Here is a 15,951-nt window from a genome sequence, read left to right on the forward strand (position 1 = left end):
GATGACTCCTTTATGACTCGGGAATGTTCAGAGATGAGACGGCTCGCCACGCCGTGCTGAAGGCGTTTTCCGCATCCGGTGTCGGACCGTTACTGATGAGGACATTTAATGTCCGGTTGCCGGTGCACAGAATATTCAGTTCGGTTTGACGGTCGTCGTGGCTGACCACGCGGACCTGTAAGACTTTCCCTCTTGCGTCGAGCGAGGTTTCAGTCGCTTCGTCAAAATAACCGTGGGTTTCAAATACGCTGGCAAAAATGGCATCAGAACCGTGCGTGCGCAGCAGCAACGCCGGTTCGCTGCGCAGGTTGAAATGCGGATCGTTTGCGCCGGTGCGGGCGACGATCAGTTCGCCGCCGTCGGGGAATGCGCTGATGAGCGTCCGGTAAGTTCCGCCGTCCAGCCAGCTGAACAGCGCAGAATCACCGGCGGGCACTGCGCCGCGTGCGCAATCCCAGAGATGCTGATAGCCGTGGTTTTCGCCCAGCGGTTTCAGTTCACCAGCGGCTTTCAGCGTTGTATCGCTGCGCACAAACTGGCCGAGATGATGCAGGCAATAATCGTAACGATGCGGCTGGTCGCTGGTAAGACGGAAAACATCGACGATTAGCGGGGAGGAAAACTCCGGTAAATCAAGCAGCAGAACGGTGCGTTGCTGTTCAACACCAGGGGTGTAATCGTGCAAACGTGCACTCATGCCCTGCCCGGCCTGAGCCTGCGTGACAAAGAAATGCCGCTGGCCGGAACGCTTTTCAGCTTGCAGACTTTGCCCGCCGTTCTGGCTCTGACCGTCAACGACGACCGTATTGTGCGCGACGGTTTGCTTGCAGTAAGTGTTGTTCTCGGGAATATAACGCCCGCCGAATTTCGGCTCGACGTTAACCCAGCGGCCAAATCCGTAGTCGCGCAAGAACTCGCGCCCGTGATTAAACAGGCTCAGATGCAACCCGTCGAAATGCCCGTGGTTCAGCGCCGAATGCAGGCGCGGAATGCTGCCATGCTGGCCGTACCACATCAGCGCCATGGTCTGGTTTTCTTCACCACTGCGCAAAATCCCGATCCCCCCGTGTTGCCCTTCCGGCCCGTCGCGAAGTTCAACGCTTTCACGGTTTAGGGGCAGCGGAGGTGAATCAGATAACGCAGCGGAAAGCGCCAGCGCGGCGGCATTCAGCCAGACGGTTTGCTGTTTTTGTGCGACGGCGAGCCAGCGCGGATCCTGATGATAACGGTGATAACAGACGTTGGCAGCAATCACCGCGCCGTCGTCGCTGATGTTGATCGTTTTCGATGAATCATTGAGCGCAGGCCAGGTGCCGTCGGGGAATGCGGTGAGGATTAATGCTTCGCAGGTTTTGCGGATAATCTCGTCGCGGAACTGAAAGATCTGCAATTCCGGCTGCCGGCGATCAATCACTTCCGCCAGCAGTAACAACGGACGCAGTGCAAAACGATGGTAATACGGCCCTTCAATATAGTAACCGTCCGGCGAAAACAGCTGGCTGAGCTGCGCAAAAAAACCGCCACTTTCGCTGTCGCCTTTCAGCCCGTACAGCGCCTTTTCAACCAGCGAATCATCTTGCAGCGCGTACCCGCTGATGGCGGCCGCCGCGACCGACCAGATCCCGTGGTTATGCACGATATCGAAATCTTTCGCATGGCGGCTGAGTGCGTCATCCGCCATCACGCGAAACAGGTGGTCTTCGATGTGCGAACGCTCAGGCTGCCTGAGCGACGGTATCAGGCAGTGATAGCCTTCGACGGCGTACAGCCAGAACATATTTTCATTGAGCGTCTGATGGAAAATCCGGCCCGGCGCGTTGCTGTCTTTACTGGTCGCGCTGCCCAGGGTCGGGTAAATATCGGCGTAACCGTTCAGCAGTGAAAGCGCGAAATCCCGGTAACGCCGCTCGCCGGTGATCAAAAAAAGTCGTCCGGCCAGATTGATGTAGACGTAATTTTGTTTGTGCTGATGATGTTCCGCGCCGCCCGCTTCGCCGTGACCGGGTACCGGCGCCGGTTGCGCCATGAACGTTTCCAGTGCGGCGATGTTTTCGCGAAGCACCGCGCCAGGCAGCGTTTCGGCGTCTCTCTGCGCCCGTAATTGTTGGGCATCGTCGGGGCTTATCAGCAGCGGTTTCCAGAGTCTCATTTTTTGCCTCCGGCGACCTGCGGTGCGACATAACCGGCCGAAAACGCCGGCAGCGATAACAGCCAGGTTTCGCGTTCCGCCTCCATCACCGCGCCGCGCGTGACGTCTTCATGATACCCGCCCGCGGCGGGTTTACCGGCAGACGGCAGTTCAAACCTGGCGCGGCGGATTTGCTGTTCGTAACGTTGCCCGCCAGTGCCGTTATCCGCCCACGATAGTAATGGCACAGGCCGCACGCGGATCTGGTCGATGGTTTTATATGGCCACGGCACGGACGAGTCCGTGTAACGCGCCATAAAATCCAGCGAGGTCAGCAGCCCGCCGCCTTGTGGTGTTTTGTAGTGCCAGAGGTCGATGCCGTTTTTCTGCGCCAGCACCGCCATCATGCTGATCGCCTGCAAATTGAAATAGCTGTAATGGAACGAACGGGTGCGCGCCAGTTCAGCGGGCTGCGTGCCGTCGGGCTTGAGCTGAATATCCAGCTTACTTTCCATCAGTTTTGCCATATCGCGGATCACCGCTTTATCGCCGAGATACCACGCAATGCCGGACACCTGAGTGACATACCAGTTACCGTGATTGTTCTGCGTGAGGCCCTCTTTTTTAGCGATTTTGCTGCCCTGAAGCCAGGTCAGATAATCCTGCATCCAGACGCGGATTTGCTGATCGTCATTGTCCGTCCACGCCCGATTCCCGTGCAGCAAAACCAGCGAATCCACAATGCGCGTGGAGAAGTAACGACCGTCCAGCACACCGGCGTTTCGTCCGGCTGAAATACCCGGCACGCCCTGCGCATAATTCAGGTTCGGATCCATGCGCGTTTCCGGCGTAATAAACCACGCCCGCAGCAGGCTGGCAGCTTTATCGGCATACTTCTGTTCGCCGGAGAAATACCAGGCCAGCGTCAGGTTCTGCACCCGCGCGGTGAAATCCGCCAGCCGCACGCCGTCACTCTGCTCGTTTTTACTCGCCGGATTGACGCGCCCGTCTTTACGGATCCACGGCAACCCGTCCGCTTTGCTGCTGTCCGGCCACCAGTAAGCGCTCAGGCTGAGGTAATCGTGCTTCGAGCCGGAGGGCGGCGTCATGCCTTTGTCTGTCACGCTCAGGTCGGGCTTTTTCAGCGCGGAATCCGCCGCCGCCAGCAGGTGCCGGTAAGCATCCTGCGTTTGCGGTGCAGCGGTATTTTCATGCAGTTGCTGGCGAACCACGTTCAGCTGCGCCGTGTTCAGAAATGCCGGTTCTGCCGCCAGCGCACCTGCGCTGCAAAACGCCATCATCGCCACGACGGCGAGCTGTTTAACATCAGCGGTACGGCACTGAATAAACGTCATGCTTTCTCCGGAATTAAAAAGGGTTAGCGCGCTTTAGTAATACAAATAAAGCAATGAATGATTCGAAGCGCCAGTCAGAATGGGCTTAAAAGCACACAAATAGCCCAACAAGTGACCAGCCTCACAAATCGATAACAAACTAAGCATTTCTTATTTGTCGGACTTTTAATTTAAATCTCCTCTTCTACGCTTGCTCAATACATAACCAAAAACCTCCCCTGCAAACGAGAGAGTAACGACAATGGATATCAATGTTCTGGTCATGATCGGTTACTTCGTTTTAATGATTGCCATCAGTTATGCGTTCAAAAAGATGGCTTCCGGCTCGTCGAGCCACTATTTCCGCGGCGGCGGGCGCATGCTCTGGTGGATGGTGGGCGCCACCGCGTTCATGATTCAGTTCAGCGCCTGGACTTTCACCGGTGCCGCCGGACAGGCTTACCGCTACGGTTTCAACGTGGTGAGCGTGTTCGCCGGTAACGTGTTCGGCTATCTGGTGGCATGGTGGTGGTTCGCCGCCCGTTTCCGCCAGCTTCGGGTCGATACTGCCACAGAGGCCATCAACCATCGATTCGGCAAAGGTAACGAACAGTTTTTCACCTGGATGATTATTCCGCCGAGCATTCTCAGCGCGGGCGTATGGCTGAACAGTCTGGCGGTGTTTGCCAGCGCGGTGTTCCGGCACGACATTACGCTGACGCTGTGGGTCACCGGTCTGGTGGTACTGGTGATTTCTTTACTGAGCGGCGCATGGGGGGTGGTGGCGAGTGATTTTGTGCAGACGCTGGTGGTGGCGATTATTTCGATTGCCTGTGCGGTGGTCGCGCTGTTCAAGGTCGGTGGCCCGGTCAAACTGGTGACAGAATTCCCGTCCGGCTTTTTCACCGGCCCGGACGTCGGCCCGCATTACATTTCCCTGCTGGTCGCCTGTTTCCTGTTTTTCTTTATCAAGAACGTGCAGAGCATTAATAACCTGCAAGATTCTTACCGTTTTCTGAATGCCAAAGACAGTTTTAACGCCAAAAAAGCGGCGCTGTTTGCGCTGATTCTGATGCTGACTGGCACAGTGATTTGGTTTATCCCGCCGTGGGCGGTGGCTATTCTTTATCCTGACGCCGCAACCGCACACCCGGAGCTGGGGAAAAATGCTACCGATGCGGTGTATCTGATTTTCGCCGAACGCGCGATGCCGGTGGGCACCGTTGGCCTGCTGATGGCGGGATTATTTGCCGCGACGATGTCGTCGATGGACTGCGCGCTGAACCGTAATTCAGGGATTTTTGTACGCAGTTTCTGGACGCCCATTGTTAACCGCAACACAGAACGCAGCGACAAGTATCAGCTGCGCGTCGGTCAGGCCACGTGCGTGGTCAACGGCGTACTCGTGATCCTGGTGGCGCAGTATATGCACACAATGCAGACCGTCAGCCTGTTCGACCTGATGATGAAGGTCGGCACGCTGATGCAGGCACCGATTATCGTGCCACTGTTTCTTGGCGTGTTCATCCGCAAAACGCCGGACTGGGCGGCGTGGGCCACGGTGTTGTTCGGATTATGTGTGTCTTACATCATCGCTAACGTGTTTACCGCGCCAGATGTCGCCCGTTTACTGGGTATTACGTTGACCACGCGCGAGATGCTGGATGTAGCGATTATGTGGAATATCTTCTCGCATCTGGTCTTCACCGGCGGGTTTTTCTGCCTGACCACCCTGTTCTACCGCGAGAATGCGAAAGCCCGTGAAACTCAGCGTCAGCAGTTTTTCACCGATATGGAAACGCCGGTGTATGCCGATAACGAACAGGATGAATTCGACCGGCTGCAACGCGATAAAATTGGCCGGATATCCCTGTATATGGGGGCCGGTTTGCTGCTGATGGTGCTGGTGCCTAACCCGTTATGGGGCCGCGTTCTTTTCCTGATTTGCGCGCTGTCGATACTTGTCTTCGGCTGGGTTTTACATCGCAGTGCGGAGAAAGGCATGAAAGCCGCAAAAGAAGGCAAGGCCGCGAAACGCAACATCGCGACTTCACAGCGGTAATCGTGCGGATAGAAATCGAATTTCAAGAAAATGCAGCGCATTGTGAGGCAAACGCACTGCATTTTTTAGAAACTACAAACACTTTCCTTCGACGGGCACCACTGGTAAAATTCTGAAATATGAATTTACTTAACTGATCTTCATTAGGGTTTTAAATTAATGATGATCAATACCATGCCAGGGAAAAAATGCAGTGAAGAAAATAATAAATTCCGACGTGTTCATTTATTTTGCAGTTACTATTTTAAGCATAATTTGTGCCTATTTTCTCACAAACCGTTATTTCCCTATCGAGCCAGATGCGGCAAACAGCCCACTAGTTTGGAGAGAAATGCTGGAAAATGGCTTTTCAGTAATTAAGTACTGGAAACCGACCCCTGACAATTGGTATTTTACTGTCTATCCAATCAATTTTTTCTTCTTCTTTGTACTTTCTGATGATGGCAAGATCCCTTTAATAATATCAACATCTCTTTTCGTTTCACTTTCCGCCATTATCATAACGTGGATACTGAACTCGACAAATAAAAGCAAGGCATCGTTCCTTGCAATGAGTGCTTTGATTTTTTTACCGGCTTACGTCTACACGTTTGGGTTTATAGCGCACCCTTTTTCTCATAACTCTACCAATTTTTTTGGCATATTCACCTTCGCTCTCTGTTTCTATAATATTAAGAAAAACTCTACCAGAATAACAATATTATATAGCTTGATAGCGCTTCTATCTGCAGTATCCGACCCCTGGTTTTTGGCAACCTATTTCTTACCTATTTTGCTGGTGCAAATCTATTTCTCCTGGAAGGAAAAATCGAACTGGAAAAATACAGTAATATTCGGCATAACATTTATTCTCGCTATGACTCATGTCATCCCCAGAATATTGGGACTGCCTGTTCAGCACTTTAAGCTTGTCCCCTTTGATTTATGGGCAGAAAATGCTGCATGGATGGTGAAAATCATCGGCCGCAGTATGAATATTTTCTTTATTGATGCCCAAATTGCTTATGTAAGCTCTTTTATCGTTTGGTCGTTGATAGTTATATACTCGATATATGATTGTTTGCAGCGTGGAAAAGAATCTACATTCATTGCTATATTCAGTGCACTTACCATTGCTGGCATTATTTCGTCATTTATTATCAGTTACACCACCCCCGCGGATATTAGCGCCAGATTCTTTATAAACGCAATTTGTTTCAGTTTTGTCATTGGAGCATTATGCTTCAGTTATAAAAGGAACATTTTAATCGTTCTGGCATTCACCCTATTTGTTTTCTCTTCGCTATACTCTTACACTGTAATAAAATCACCTTTATATGATCAGGAAAAACAAACCCTGTCTTATATTGATTTTTTAAAAGAGCACAAACTCTTCTTTGGATATTCAGATTACTGGCTTTCCTCTAATACCGTTAACTGGCTATCGAATAATGAGATACATATTTCACCTGTTCTATTCGATAAGAAAACGTATCGTATTCAGTTCGACGAAGTTCGTTCTCAAACATTCAGCACATGGTTAACACCCACTTATTTTGAAAAAGCGCCTCAGAGACAATTCATTTCTATCCCGGCGATACAGAATTCGCAGCCAGATTCTGAAATGAACCGCCGATTAGACGCGATCAAACAGCAGGTTGGAATTCCTGATGAAGTTCTGACCTATGAAGATAAAACGTTGTTCATCTATAATTCGAAGATAACTATTCCGTAATAGGTAATAGGGATGCAGGACATTCTGGATGGAATGTCCTGTTTCTCGTTTAAATCAGCCCGCGCTGTTTTAACGTGATGCGTGTGGCTTCGTTGAGATCGAACTTCAGCAGATCTTCTTTACGTACCCAGGCGTAACTTTCAAATTCGTCGTTCAGCGTGATCACAGTGTTCTTCGCCTGACAGGTGAAAATCAGGTAAATCATGTAGATTTCTTCCTGAGTTCCATCGGGATACGTCTTCAGGCGGATATCATCGCGGAACGTCCACGGCGTGATATGCGTCAGTTCCAGCGCTTCGCCCAACTCTTCCCGCACTTCGCGCAATAACGCCTGCTCAACGGTTTCGCCCGCTTCCATTCCGCCGCCGGAAAGCGCCCACTGGCCCGGGAAAACGCCGCGCCCGGAGGCCATTTTACACAGCAGATACGTTCCCTCATGTTCAATTAACGGACAAACGATGGTTCTTTGACGCATGATGACTTTCCTTGTTTTAGACTTTGTTTGAAACTATTGTGCGCGCTAAAAAATACCATAATCTGGCGTCGCTGTGGCGGGAGTCGGGAAGAGTTGAGAAGTGCTGCGCAAAAATAAAAACCCGCCTTCATCAGCGGGTTTTTAAGAAATAATCAGGAAACTGAATCAGAAACACGGTGCTTATTTAGGCAACTCCGTTACCTGTTTCACTTCGGATTTGTTGATTTGCTGTTTCACACCATTGGCATCAGTATACTCAAGCAATCCGGTAGGCGCTTCTTTTGGCTTACCGTCGCTGACGATGGTTCTCGCGTCATTGGTCTGAATAGCATAACTCGTCCGGGTACAGCCCGATAAGGCTGCGACACTGATTAATGCGGCTAATGGCAAAAGCAAAGTCCTGTTCATATTTCTCTCCTGTCTACCGGTTATTGAGCAACTCAGTTATCCAGTTCGCTCATGTTTTTAACCTGATCGCGGTTGATCTGCTCAGTCTTTCCTGTCTCAGCATTTTTGTACGATACCAGGCCGGTATCGCTGTCAACCTGAGGTTTACCGTCCGTGACGATGGTTTTTCCGTCCGTGGTTTTAATCGCCTGATTCGACGCACACCCGGCTACGAATAAAATGGAAACAGCAGCCAGCGACGCGGCAATAAGGTTTTTCCTCTTCATACACTTCCTCCTTAAAGGGGTTCTGTCTTAACAATTAGTCAGTTAAGTATAGGCACTTTTGCCGGAGGCATTGAAAAATAGGACAAACGGAAATTTTCTCAGCCTGGTGGACCTCTGCCGGTGGCAAACTGTCCCGATTCAGCCGTTAAGCGTTTAAGAATATTCTGTATTCCTGTCATTTATTTCTAAAAATACCTGTACAACTTTCTACATCTTGTATAACTTTATAGTCACACAAGTAATCATTAACTACGCACACATTAACAAGAGGATATGTCATGCGTCAGAATAAGCACGATGGATTGTCACCAGAAACCTCCCCTTCGCTCTACACACAGGGTTTTTCTAAAGAGGAAACAATGGGGCGCGTTGTGGTTGAAATTCTGGAAGCAGGCAGGAACCTAAATCGCAAAGCGTTGTGTTCGAAACTTTTGAATCGTGTAGAATCCGCTGGCAGCGAAGAAGAGGAAAAGCATTATATGAAGCTTATCCGTCTGGTTCTTGAACGTGATTCATGATCTATTAAATTCACAGAGTAAAAATGGGCTTCATATAAATTCGGTTTGACATATTATGCGGGCTTGATTAATTCATAGCCAACCAATGCTTTATTTCCGTTAGCGTAATACCCTGCGGTATGAAGTCATAACTCTGAACCTGAAGCTACTCTGCCCAGACCTTTGGCCAGCATATATTCAGAGGCTGATAATATGTATAGAAGTAATGAAGAAAAATTAACGGACAAACTCATTGGTGAGGCTGTAATCTCCTTACTTAAATCGAAAAGTCTACTATCAATCGACAGACTCATTAAGCAGTTACAGTTTATGGCTGCGAGTGCTGAAAACTCAAATCGAAAAAGTGCCCTGGAGCAGATCATCAATGAGATGCGCCACGACCAGGCTGATAAGCGTGCGCGTGTCAGTTATGAGGTCCGGGACGTCGACAATGTACGACACTTTTTCAATGCTGAAGGGCCGTCCAATGACCAGAAAAAACATTGATGCATCAAACCAATGTGTACTAAGTCACAACGACTCGGTTGTATCAAATCCATCTCAGCCGATGTCAGACACTGTCAATAGCTCTGGCATTTATAAACATTTCGCTAAAGCTGGTGAACTTTACTCCAGTGAAGCTGAAGTTCTGGGTGCCGCAATTCGTCTTATTCTTGCGAATAAAGGTACGGTGACCAATAAGGCCATCATGCTCCACCTGATTAATCAGCTTGAAACCACGTCAGACGTTGTGCAGCTGGATATTTTGCGCGGCGCACTTGAAATGGTGGTGGGCATGACGCCCGATGATTCCGTATTCTGATCTTTGAAGAAAGATCCACTTTTTTATTATTTTCCTCCCGCCCGGTCATTACAGCCGGGTGCGGGATCTTAAATTATCTATTCTTAATACAAACGCGGAGGGTATTAAAATGCATGACGTGTCTTATACTCATGTGACATTGGCTGATTATATTCTGACAGAAGATCCTGAACTTCTTGTTGAAAACGAAACAGTCACCCGTATTTATAAAAACTTAAAGAAACAAAAAGAAGTGGTTACTCACAAAGATATTATTCTTTGTCTGATTCAGAAGATTGAGCAGGAAAGTGATACCGATAAGCAGGATATTTATCTGGAAGCGCTTGAATACGTCGTTTACCGCACACCTGATGATGATATTGTATAAATCCACAGCAAATCATTTTAAATGAGCCCGGCTAATATTATCTGCCGGGCTCATGCGTCTAAAGCTTACATACCGCCTGCAAGTTCTCAGAGAGCCTGATTACCAGACTGATATTCGTAGCTGACTTCCGGCCAGGTCACTACCGGCGTGCCCTTCAGTCTTGGCTCAGCAAATAACTCGCCCTGGAAATTACACACCCCTGCCGCATCCAGCCACATCCACTCTTCGGTTTTTTCAACGCCTGTCGCGATAACAGAGATTTCTAACGCTGAGCAGAACCTGATGATAGCCTGCACGACGGCCTGTTTCGGTCCGCTGGTATGGATGTCACAAATCATATTACGATCAATCATAATTTTGTCCGGCTGGCATTGCGTCAGCAGCAATAATCCCGCAGAACCCGCACCAAAATCATCAATCGCCAGACGCATTCCCGAGGCTTTAAGTTGTTTCATCGCCGTTGAAAACTTGTCCTCACGGGTTATAACGCCGTTTTCTGTGATTGCCACCACAATTTGTTCAGGAACCAGGCCGCCGGCGATGATGTCATTAACCAGAGACTCCACAGCATCCGGCACCATGACAAGTGTCATAGGCAAAAGCTTAATTGAAATCGTTTTGTCGCCGATCCCCATTTTTTGCGCCATGGCAAAAGCCAGCTTTTTGGATTTGAGATCCGCCTCATAGATCGTTGTTCCGGACAGCCGGGCGTAATACTCCATCGCTGAGCCACCTTCCGGCCCGCGGATTGTCGCTTCATAAGAAATAATCTCGCGGCTCAGCGGGTCAACAATCGGCTGGAATGCAAAACAGTAGTCCTGCATCTCGGGAAAGATAAATTCTACTTCTGCTTTCAGAGGTTCATCGGCGATGAAAGACCAGGAATCAGCCGGGAGAATTTCGAGATAATTTTCCTTCTCCCGGGCCTGCACAAAGGTGCACAGAAATTGAAGAGCCCGGTCTTCATAAGTGAGACGATATTTCGATGTTCCTTTATCGAGCACCGCCTGAAGCACCTCATCTTCGTGATGATGCCTGAGGTCAAAAAGCTCCATCCCTACATTGCCGAAGCGACGTGACTGTGCATAGTCGCGCATGAGAACCACCACGTTATGGTGACGCTGATCCTGGCAAATCATACTGTAGAGTGCGTCCACTGCCTCTTCCGGCCCTTCCAGCAACTGAAAGAAGTGCATCCCGTCGAAAAGCAGAATGCCTGTAATGCTCAAAAGTTCGTTGTTAACATTGGCTTGTGACACCATGTCGATCAGTGAAGCAGAGTGAACATGTTCACTGATATGGCTGCGATAAACGAGAGTTAAAAGCATCGGGTGTTTCCAAAAGGAGCTTGTTTAGACTCTCAGGGTAGCAGAAATTTCGGTTATAGAAACATCCCAATCTATCATTTTTCCTTATGAAATCAGACCTAGAAACGGCGGCAATGCCCTAAAGTGCCGGCAATTTAGATGAAGGGATTGGGCAAGAAAAAACCATTCATGCAGCACAAATCTGTGGGGGAGCAATTAAACGGGTCAGCCAGCAGGCTTTTAACTTGCTGTCACCGGTAGCGCCAAACCTTCCCTTTCTTAATCTGCTATAAAACGCGCTGACATTCGGCGGCGTAATCCGTATCATACGCGCCACAACGCCGTCCGGCCGGAAGACAAGAGCTGCGCGCAGACCGAAACGCACAATGCTAAACTCGCGCTATGACGACCACGCCCTTCTGGTGCCCCTTTTTGAGTCAGAGTTACTATTAATGTCAGAAATTCAATCAGTTGATAAAAAAGCTCAGTACAACCTGAACAAATTACAAAAGCGCCTGCGCCGTGAAGTCGGTAAAGCGATCGGTGACTTCGGTATGATCGAAGAAGGCGACCGTATTATGGTTTGCCTGTCCGGTGGTAAAGACAGCTACACCATGCTGGAAATTCTGGGCAATCTGCAAAAAAGCGCACCGGTGAATTTTTCCCTGGTGGCGGTGAATCTTGACCAGAAACAACCGGGCTTCCCGGCGCATATCCTGCCGGAATATCTGGAAAAGCTGGGCGTGGAATACAAAATTGTCACCGAAGACACCTATGCCATCGTGAAAGACAAAATCCCGGAAGGCAAAACCACCTGCTCTCTGTGTTCGCGTCTGCGTCGCGGGATTTTGTACCGCACCGCGACTGAACTGGGTTGTACCAAAATCGCCCTCGGCCATCATCGCGACGACATGCTGCAAACGCTGTTCCTCAACATGTTTTACGGCGGCAAGCTGAAAGGCATGCCACCAAAACTGATGAGCGACGACGGTAAACACATCGTGATCCGCCCCCTGGCGTATTGCCGTGAGAAAGATATTGAGCGTTTTGCCGTTGCGCGCGAATACCCGATCATCCCTTGCAACCTGTGCGGTTCGCAGCCAAACCTGCAACGTCAGGTCATCGGCGACATGCTGAATGACTGGGATAGAAAATACCCAGGCCGTATCGAAACCATGTTCAGCGCGATGCAAAACGTGGTGCCTTCACATCTGAACGACATGAATCTTTTTGATTTCAAAGGGATTAAACATGGCGGTGAAGTGGTTGATGGCGGCGATCTGGCGTTTGACCGTGAAGAGATCCCGATGCAGCCTGCGGGCTGGCAGCCTGAAGACGACGAAACGGCTGTGCCGGTTGAACGTCTGAACGTGCTGGAAATTAAGTAAGATTTCGTCCGGAAGTCACCGTTTGAAAAGCCCGCGCTGATGCGGGCTTTTTGCTTTTCAGACCAGCGTGAACGTTTCGGTCCAGTTGTAGTTGGTCATCACCAGCCTGACCGGGAGGCTGAGTGCTCCGAAGTTTCGATGCTGATTTTCATGAAACCAGACGCGCAGCGGTTCCGGCAGGTATTGTGCGCTGTAACGCAGCAGCGTGCTGTGCCAGAAAATCGGCGGGATCTCTGTATGAGGAAACCGCTCGCGGATTTTTTCCGCCCACGGCGTTTTCATCAAATCATCCACCAGCGATTGTCTGACACGCTGGCTCTCTTCATCAGGAAATCCTGCAAGCAGCAGCTGATCCGGCAACGCAATCAGCCGCAAATCGCGGATGTGCATGATAAGGCCGTCGCAATGCTTTCTGAAAATAGCGATTAATTCACCGGTTCCCGGCGCGTCTTCGGGTTTGTCATACAGCGCCTGCGTGACGGGAAAAAAAGTAAAATGCATGCCGTCAGGCGGCGCGACGTCGGCCAGCGGGTCGCCCTGCGTCACCGCTTTCAGTTCCGATAACAGCCCTGCCATAGCCGGTCCGGCGCGGTTACCGCTGGTGATCGCCAGACGGGTGGGATGGTAGAAAGGTTCAGAGCGGACAACGCCGGATTCCGGGTGAGAATTCCAGATTTCCAGCGTTCTGCGGGTCGCGTCGTCATACGCTTTTTGAATCATTTCGGCGGTGTGCAAGACAGACTCCTGGGTATTCGAAAATGAGATCGTTCCGGCAAAAGTGCCTGTGAATGCACCTTGCGGGGCATAAACCTCAAAAAGATTGAGCGAAATCAACATTAGAACTGTTGATTGGGTGCAGTATCTATTTCGCAGGTGAATGCAACGTCAAGCGATGGGCGTTGTGCTCCATATTGTCTTATTTCCAAATTTTTAGAATTAATGCATAGCACAATTTAATTCGAACGACGCCGGTCTTATGACCGGCTTTTTTTTGCCTTTTTTCAGGCAATTAGTACATTACAGCCAGCGACTTTTCTTCAGCCACCACGCCACAACAACCCCCAACAACATCAGAAATCCGCAGAAAACCCCGAAACCTAAGGGCGATGTATTGCCGGGGATCCCGCCGAGGTTCACACCAAACAGCCCCGTGAGGAAGGTGGTTGGCAGGAAGATCATCGCCAGCATCGACATGGTGTACGTGCGGCGGTTGAGGGAATCGGCCATCAGTGAACTGATTTCATCGGAGAGCACCGCGGTACGCGCGATGCTGCCATCCAGATCGTCGAGCCCTCGCCCGAGACGATCGGAGATTTCCTGCATCAGGCGGCGGTCGTCGTCGTTCATCCACGGCAAACGTTCGCTCGCCAGACGCGAGAAGACGTCACGCTGCGGCGCCATATAACGGCGCAGGACAATCAGTTGTTTGCGCAGCAACGCCATCTGACCGCGCTCCGGCACCTGTTGTTCCATCAGGTCGTCTTCGATATCAATGATTTTGTCGTGCAGGTCTTCGATGAAATCGCTGGTGTGATCGGTCAGCGCATCGCAGGTTTCCACCAGCCATCTGCCGGTATTTTTCGGGCCGCTGCCGGCTTGCATATCGCTGATCATCTCTTCCATCGAGAACACCTTGCGATGACGGGTCGAGACGATCATTTTATCGGTCAGATAAACGCGGATCGTGACCAGCTGGTCCGGTCGTGCATCCGCATTCAGATTGACGCTGCGCAAGGTGATTAAGGTCCCTTCGCCGACGCGCACCACTTTTGGCCGCACGCTGTCACCGGCCAGCGCTTCACGCACGGTATCGGGCAGCACCGGTGTATTGCTGATCCACCGTTCGCTTTCAGGCCGGGTGTAATCCAGATGCAGCCAGCACGGCTTTTCATCGCTCGCCACGCACTGCGGGCTGATTTCGTTCACACCGCCCTCGCCGTTCATCTGGAATGAATAAACGGCGTCGGCAACCTGTAGTTCATTTCCCTTTATCACTTCCACGATACTCCTCGCTTTTTCTGCGTTATCTGTTTTAAGTTTAGCGTTAAGTGCTTGAAGTTCCAAAACACAACTCAGGTGAAAACCCTTCACCTCAATATCCCGAAGCGATCATGCCATGAGTGGGCGTGAAAAATGTAAACAGCGCCCGCTTTACTGTTTCACAATTTTCCAGAGTATTTCAAACTGCCCGGTGCCTGCATTTCGGCCAGATCCGGCATAACGCCGCGCATCACTTCCAGGAATTTACGCAGCCGCGCCGGATAATAGCTGGAATACGGATACACCAGATAGACAGGCAACGGCAGTGCGTTCCAGCCGGGCAAGACACGCTGTAAATGCCCTTGCGCAAGATCGTCCTGCACCACCCACGCTGACACAATGCCCGCGCCCAGACCGGAAAGCACGGCCTTGCGCACGGCGTATAAGCTGTCAGTCGCCATGCGCGGCGCAATCATGCAGCTTTCCATTCTGCCGTCGGTATCGTGGCGCAGCATGACTTCATTACGGTAAAAGGTGCTGAGGGCAACCCAGGGTAAATTCGGCAGTTCGCAGACCTGCGTCACCGGATGTTGTTGCAGCAATTCGGGCGTGGCGATAACGATACGCGGCACTTCGGCCAGCAAAACCGCCACCATCGACGGATCCGCAACGTTCCCGACCTGAATTGCACAGTCGATATCTTCAGAGAGGAAATCCGGCGTGCGGTCGTTGAGCATCCAGTCCACCGTAAGGTTCGGATACCGCTGTAAATAGCGGGTCAGCGGCCCGATCAGCTGATCCTGCCCGAACGCATGCGGCGCACGCACGCGCAGAGTGCCCACCGGTTCATCTCCCGCGCCGTGTAACTGATCTTCCAGCGACGCCCAGCGTTCGAGTAATAATTTGGCCTGCGCGTAACACCGTTCGCCGTCGTCGGTCAGTTTCATGGCATGCGTGGTGCGAAGAATCAGCCGGGCGCCGAGCATTTTTTCCAGCGACTGCAAACGGCGGCTGACCGTTGGCTGGCTGGTGCCCAGCTGGGCGGCGGCGGCGGATAAACTGCCGCTTTCGACGATACGAATGAACGTCTGCATTAAGTCGATGCGGTCAATACCGCTGGTGAGTGGTGTATTCATACGCCTCACGTATAACAGTTTTACCTTTGTAAAGGCTACCACTTATAACCGTTCGGGTGAAGAATG

Annotated in this window: 15 protein-coding genes; 6 read left to right on the forward strand and 9 right to left on the reverse strand. The window is 50.8% G+C overall.

The window, feature by feature from the left end; genetic code table 11:
• Positions 1-10: 10 nt before the first annotated feature.
• Together GW579_RS04170 and GW579_RS04175 are read right to left on the reverse strand one after the other, a co-directional pair.
• A complete protein-coding gene (locus tag GW579_RS04170) occupies positions 11-2,149 on the reverse strand; it encodes a heparinase II/III domain-containing protein (RefSeq protein WP_165057738.1) in 2,139 nt (712 codons plus the stop codon).
• A complete protein-coding gene (locus GW579_RS04175; RefSeq protein WP_165057740.1) occupies positions 2,146-3,483 on the reverse strand; it encodes an alginate lyase family protein in 1,338 nt (445 codons plus the stop codon). The genes GW579_RS04170 and GW579_RS04175 overlap by 4 nt, the downstream gene beginning before the upstream one ends.
• 241 nt (positions 3,484-3,724) lie before the next feature.
• Here GW579_RS04175 and GW579_RS04180 point away from each other — a divergent pair, with 241 nt between their 5' ends.
• Entirely contained in the window at positions 3,725-5,524 is a 1,800-nt protein-coding gene (locus GW579_RS04180) for a sodium:solute symporter family transporter (protein ID WP_165057742.1), read from the forward strand.
• Positions 5,525-5,717: 193 nt separating this feature from the next.
• A complete protein-coding gene (locus tag GW579_RS23755) occupies positions 5,718-7,238 on the forward strand; it encodes a hypothetical protein (protein ID WP_206738751.1) in 1,521 nt (506 codons plus the stop codon).
• A gap of 49 nt (positions 7,239-7,287) precedes the next feature.
• Here the strand turns inward: GW579_RS23755 and nudI are convergent, their stop codons facing one another.
• The 3 genes from nudI to GW579_RS04200 all read right to left on the reverse strand — a co-directional run bounded on the left by nudI (position 7,288) and on the right by GW579_RS04200 (position 8,387).
• Positions 7,288-7,713 carry a nucleoside triphosphatase NudI gene (gene nudI / locus GW579_RS04190; protein WP_152327119.1) on the reverse strand — a complete coding sequence of 142 codons (426 nt, stop codon included), beginning with the start codon at positions 7,711-7,713 and terminating at the stop codon, positions 7,288-7,290.
• 180 nt (positions 7,714-7,893) lie between these two features.
• Positions 7,894-8,121: a YgdI/YgdR family lipoprotein gene (locus tag GW579_RS04195; RefSeq protein WP_152327118.1), complete on the reverse strand. Its 228-nt coding sequence runs from the start codon at positions 8,119-8,121 to the stop codon at positions 7,894-7,896.
• Positions 8,122-8,153: 32 nt separating this feature from the next.
• Positions 8,154-8,387 (reverse strand): YgdI/YgdR family lipoprotein, encoded by a 234-nt coding sequence (locus tag GW579_RS04200; protein WP_152327117.1) that lies wholly within the window; start codon positions 8,385-8,387, stop codon positions 8,154-8,156.
• Positions 8,388-8,665: 278 nt separating this feature from the next.
• Between GW579_RS04200 and ycgZ the strand changes: the two genes are divergently transcribed.
• The 3 genes from ycgZ (at position 8,666) to GW579_RS04215 (ending at position 10,074) form a co-directional block, all read left to right on the forward strand.
• The gene (gene ycgZ, locus GW579_RS04205; protein WP_152327116.1) at positions 8,666-8,905 is read left to right on the forward strand and encodes a regulatory protein YcgZ; all 240 of its coding nucleotides are present in this window, start codon (positions 8,666-8,668) and stop codon (positions 8,903-8,905) included.
• Positions 8,906-9,335: 430 nt separating this feature from the next.
• A complete protein-coding gene (locus GW579_RS04210) occupies positions 9,336-9,707 on the forward strand; it encodes a biofilm development regulator YmgB/AriR family protein (RefSeq protein ID WP_206738752.1) in 372 nt (123 codons plus the stop codon).
• Between the two features lie 109 nt (positions 9,708-9,816).
• Positions 9,817-10,074: a biofilm development regulator YmgB/AriR family protein gene (locus GW579_RS04215; protein ID WP_152327113.1), complete on the forward strand. Its 258-nt coding sequence runs from the start codon at positions 9,817-9,819 to the stop codon at positions 10,072-10,074.
• Between the two features lie 86 nt (positions 10,075-10,160).
• Here the strand turns inward: GW579_RS04215 and GW579_RS04220 are convergent, their stop codons facing one another.
• Complete coding sequence (locus tag GW579_RS04220; RefSeq protein ID WP_165057744.1) at positions 10,161-11,402, reverse strand: diguanylate phosphodiesterase; 1,242 nt, start codon at positions 11,400-11,402, stop codon at positions 10,161-10,163.
• A 431-nt stretch (positions 11,403-11,833) separates the two neighbouring features.
• On the opposite strand from GW579_RS04220, the gene ttcA reads away from it, so the two are divergent.
• Positions 11,834-12,769 carry a tRNA 2-thiocytidine(32) synthetase TtcA gene (gene ttcA, locus GW579_RS04225; RefSeq protein WP_165057746.1) on the forward strand — a complete coding sequence of 312 codons (936 nt, stop codon included), beginning with the start codon at positions 11,834-11,836 and terminating at the stop codon, positions 12,767-12,769.
• Between the two features lie 57 nt (positions 12,770-12,826).
• On the opposite strand, the gene GW579_RS04230 is transcribed toward ttcA, so the two are convergent.
• The 3 genes from GW579_RS04230 to GW579_RS04240 form a co-directional block, all read right to left on the reverse strand.
• Positions 12,827-13,504, reverse strand: a complete 678-nt coding sequence (locus GW579_RS04230; RefSeq protein ID WP_165057748.1) for a hypothetical protein — start codon at positions 13,502-13,504, stop codon at positions 12,827-12,829.
• A 282-nt stretch (positions 13,505-13,786) separates the two neighbouring features.
• Positions 13,787-14,770 carry a zinc transporter ZntB gene (zntB, locus tag GW579_RS04235; protein WP_165057750.1) on the reverse strand — a complete coding sequence of 328 codons (984 nt, stop codon included), beginning with the start codon at positions 14,768-14,770 and terminating at the stop codon, positions 13,787-13,789.
• Positions 14,771-14,928: 158 nt separating this feature from the next.
• The gene (locus tag GW579_RS04240) at positions 14,929-15,885 is read right to left on the reverse strand and encodes a LysR family transcriptional regulator (protein WP_165057752.1); all 957 of its coding nucleotides are present in this window, start codon (positions 15,883-15,885) and stop codon (positions 14,929-14,931) included.
• Positions 15,886-15,951: the final 66 nt, after the last annotated feature.

Origin of the sequence: Rahnella contaminans (genome assembly GCF_011065485.1) — a bacterium.
GTDB classification, from domain to species: domain Bacteria; phylum Pseudomonadota; class Gammaproteobacteria; order Enterobacterales; family Enterobacteriaceae; genus Rahnella; species Rahnella contaminans.

What these genes read in the sequence shown, in the direction of transcription:
- GW579_RS04170 (WP_165057738.1), bottom strand. Translation starts at nt 2,149, where the DNA reads ATGAGACTCTGGAAACCGCTGCTGATAAGCCCCGACGATGCCCAACAA.
- GW579_RS04175 (WP_165057740.1), bottom strand. Translation starts at nt 3,483, where the DNA reads ATGACGTTTATTCAGTGCCGTACCGCTGATGTTAAACAGCTCGCCGTC.
- GW579_RS04180 (WP_165057742.1), top strand. Translation starts at nt 3,725, where the DNA reads ATGGATATCAATGTTCTGGTCATGATCGGTTACTTCGTTTTAATGATT.
- nudI (WP_152327119.1), bottom strand. Translation starts at nt 7,713, where the DNA reads ATGCGTCAAAGAACCATCGTTTGTCCGTTAATTGAACATGAGGGAACG.
- GW579_RS04195 (WP_152327118.1), bottom strand. Translation starts at nt 8,121, where the DNA reads ATGAACAGGACTTTGCTTTTGCCATTAGCCGCATTAATCAGTGTCGCA.
- GW579_RS04200 (WP_152327117.1), bottom strand. Translation starts at nt 8,387, where the DNA reads ATGAAGAGGAAAAACCTTATTGCCGCGTCGCTGGCTGCTGTTTCCATT.
- ycgZ (WP_152327116.1), top strand. Translation starts at nt 8,666, where the DNA reads ATGCGTCAGAATAAGCACGATGGATTGTCACCAGAAACCTCCCCTTCG.
- GW579_RS04210 (WP_206738752.1), top strand. Translation starts at nt 9,336, where the DNA reads ATGTACGACACTTTTTCAATGCTGAAGGGCCGTCCAATGACCAGAAAA.
- GW579_RS04215 (WP_152327113.1), top strand. Translation starts at nt 9,817, where the DNA reads ATGCATGACGTGTCTTATACTCATGTGACATTGGCTGATTATATTCTG.
- GW579_RS04220 (WP_165057744.1), bottom strand. Translation starts at nt 11,402, where the DNA reads ATGCTTTTAACTCTCGTTTATCGCAGCCATATCAGTGAACATGTTCAC.
- ttcA (WP_165057746.1), top strand. Translation starts at nt 11,834, where the DNA reads ATGTCAGAAATTCAATCAGTTGATAAAAAAGCTCAGTACAACCTGAAC.
- GW579_RS04240 (WP_165057752.1), bottom strand. Translation starts at nt 15,885, where the DNA reads ATGAATACACCACTCACCAGCGGTATTGACCGCATCGACTTAATGCAG.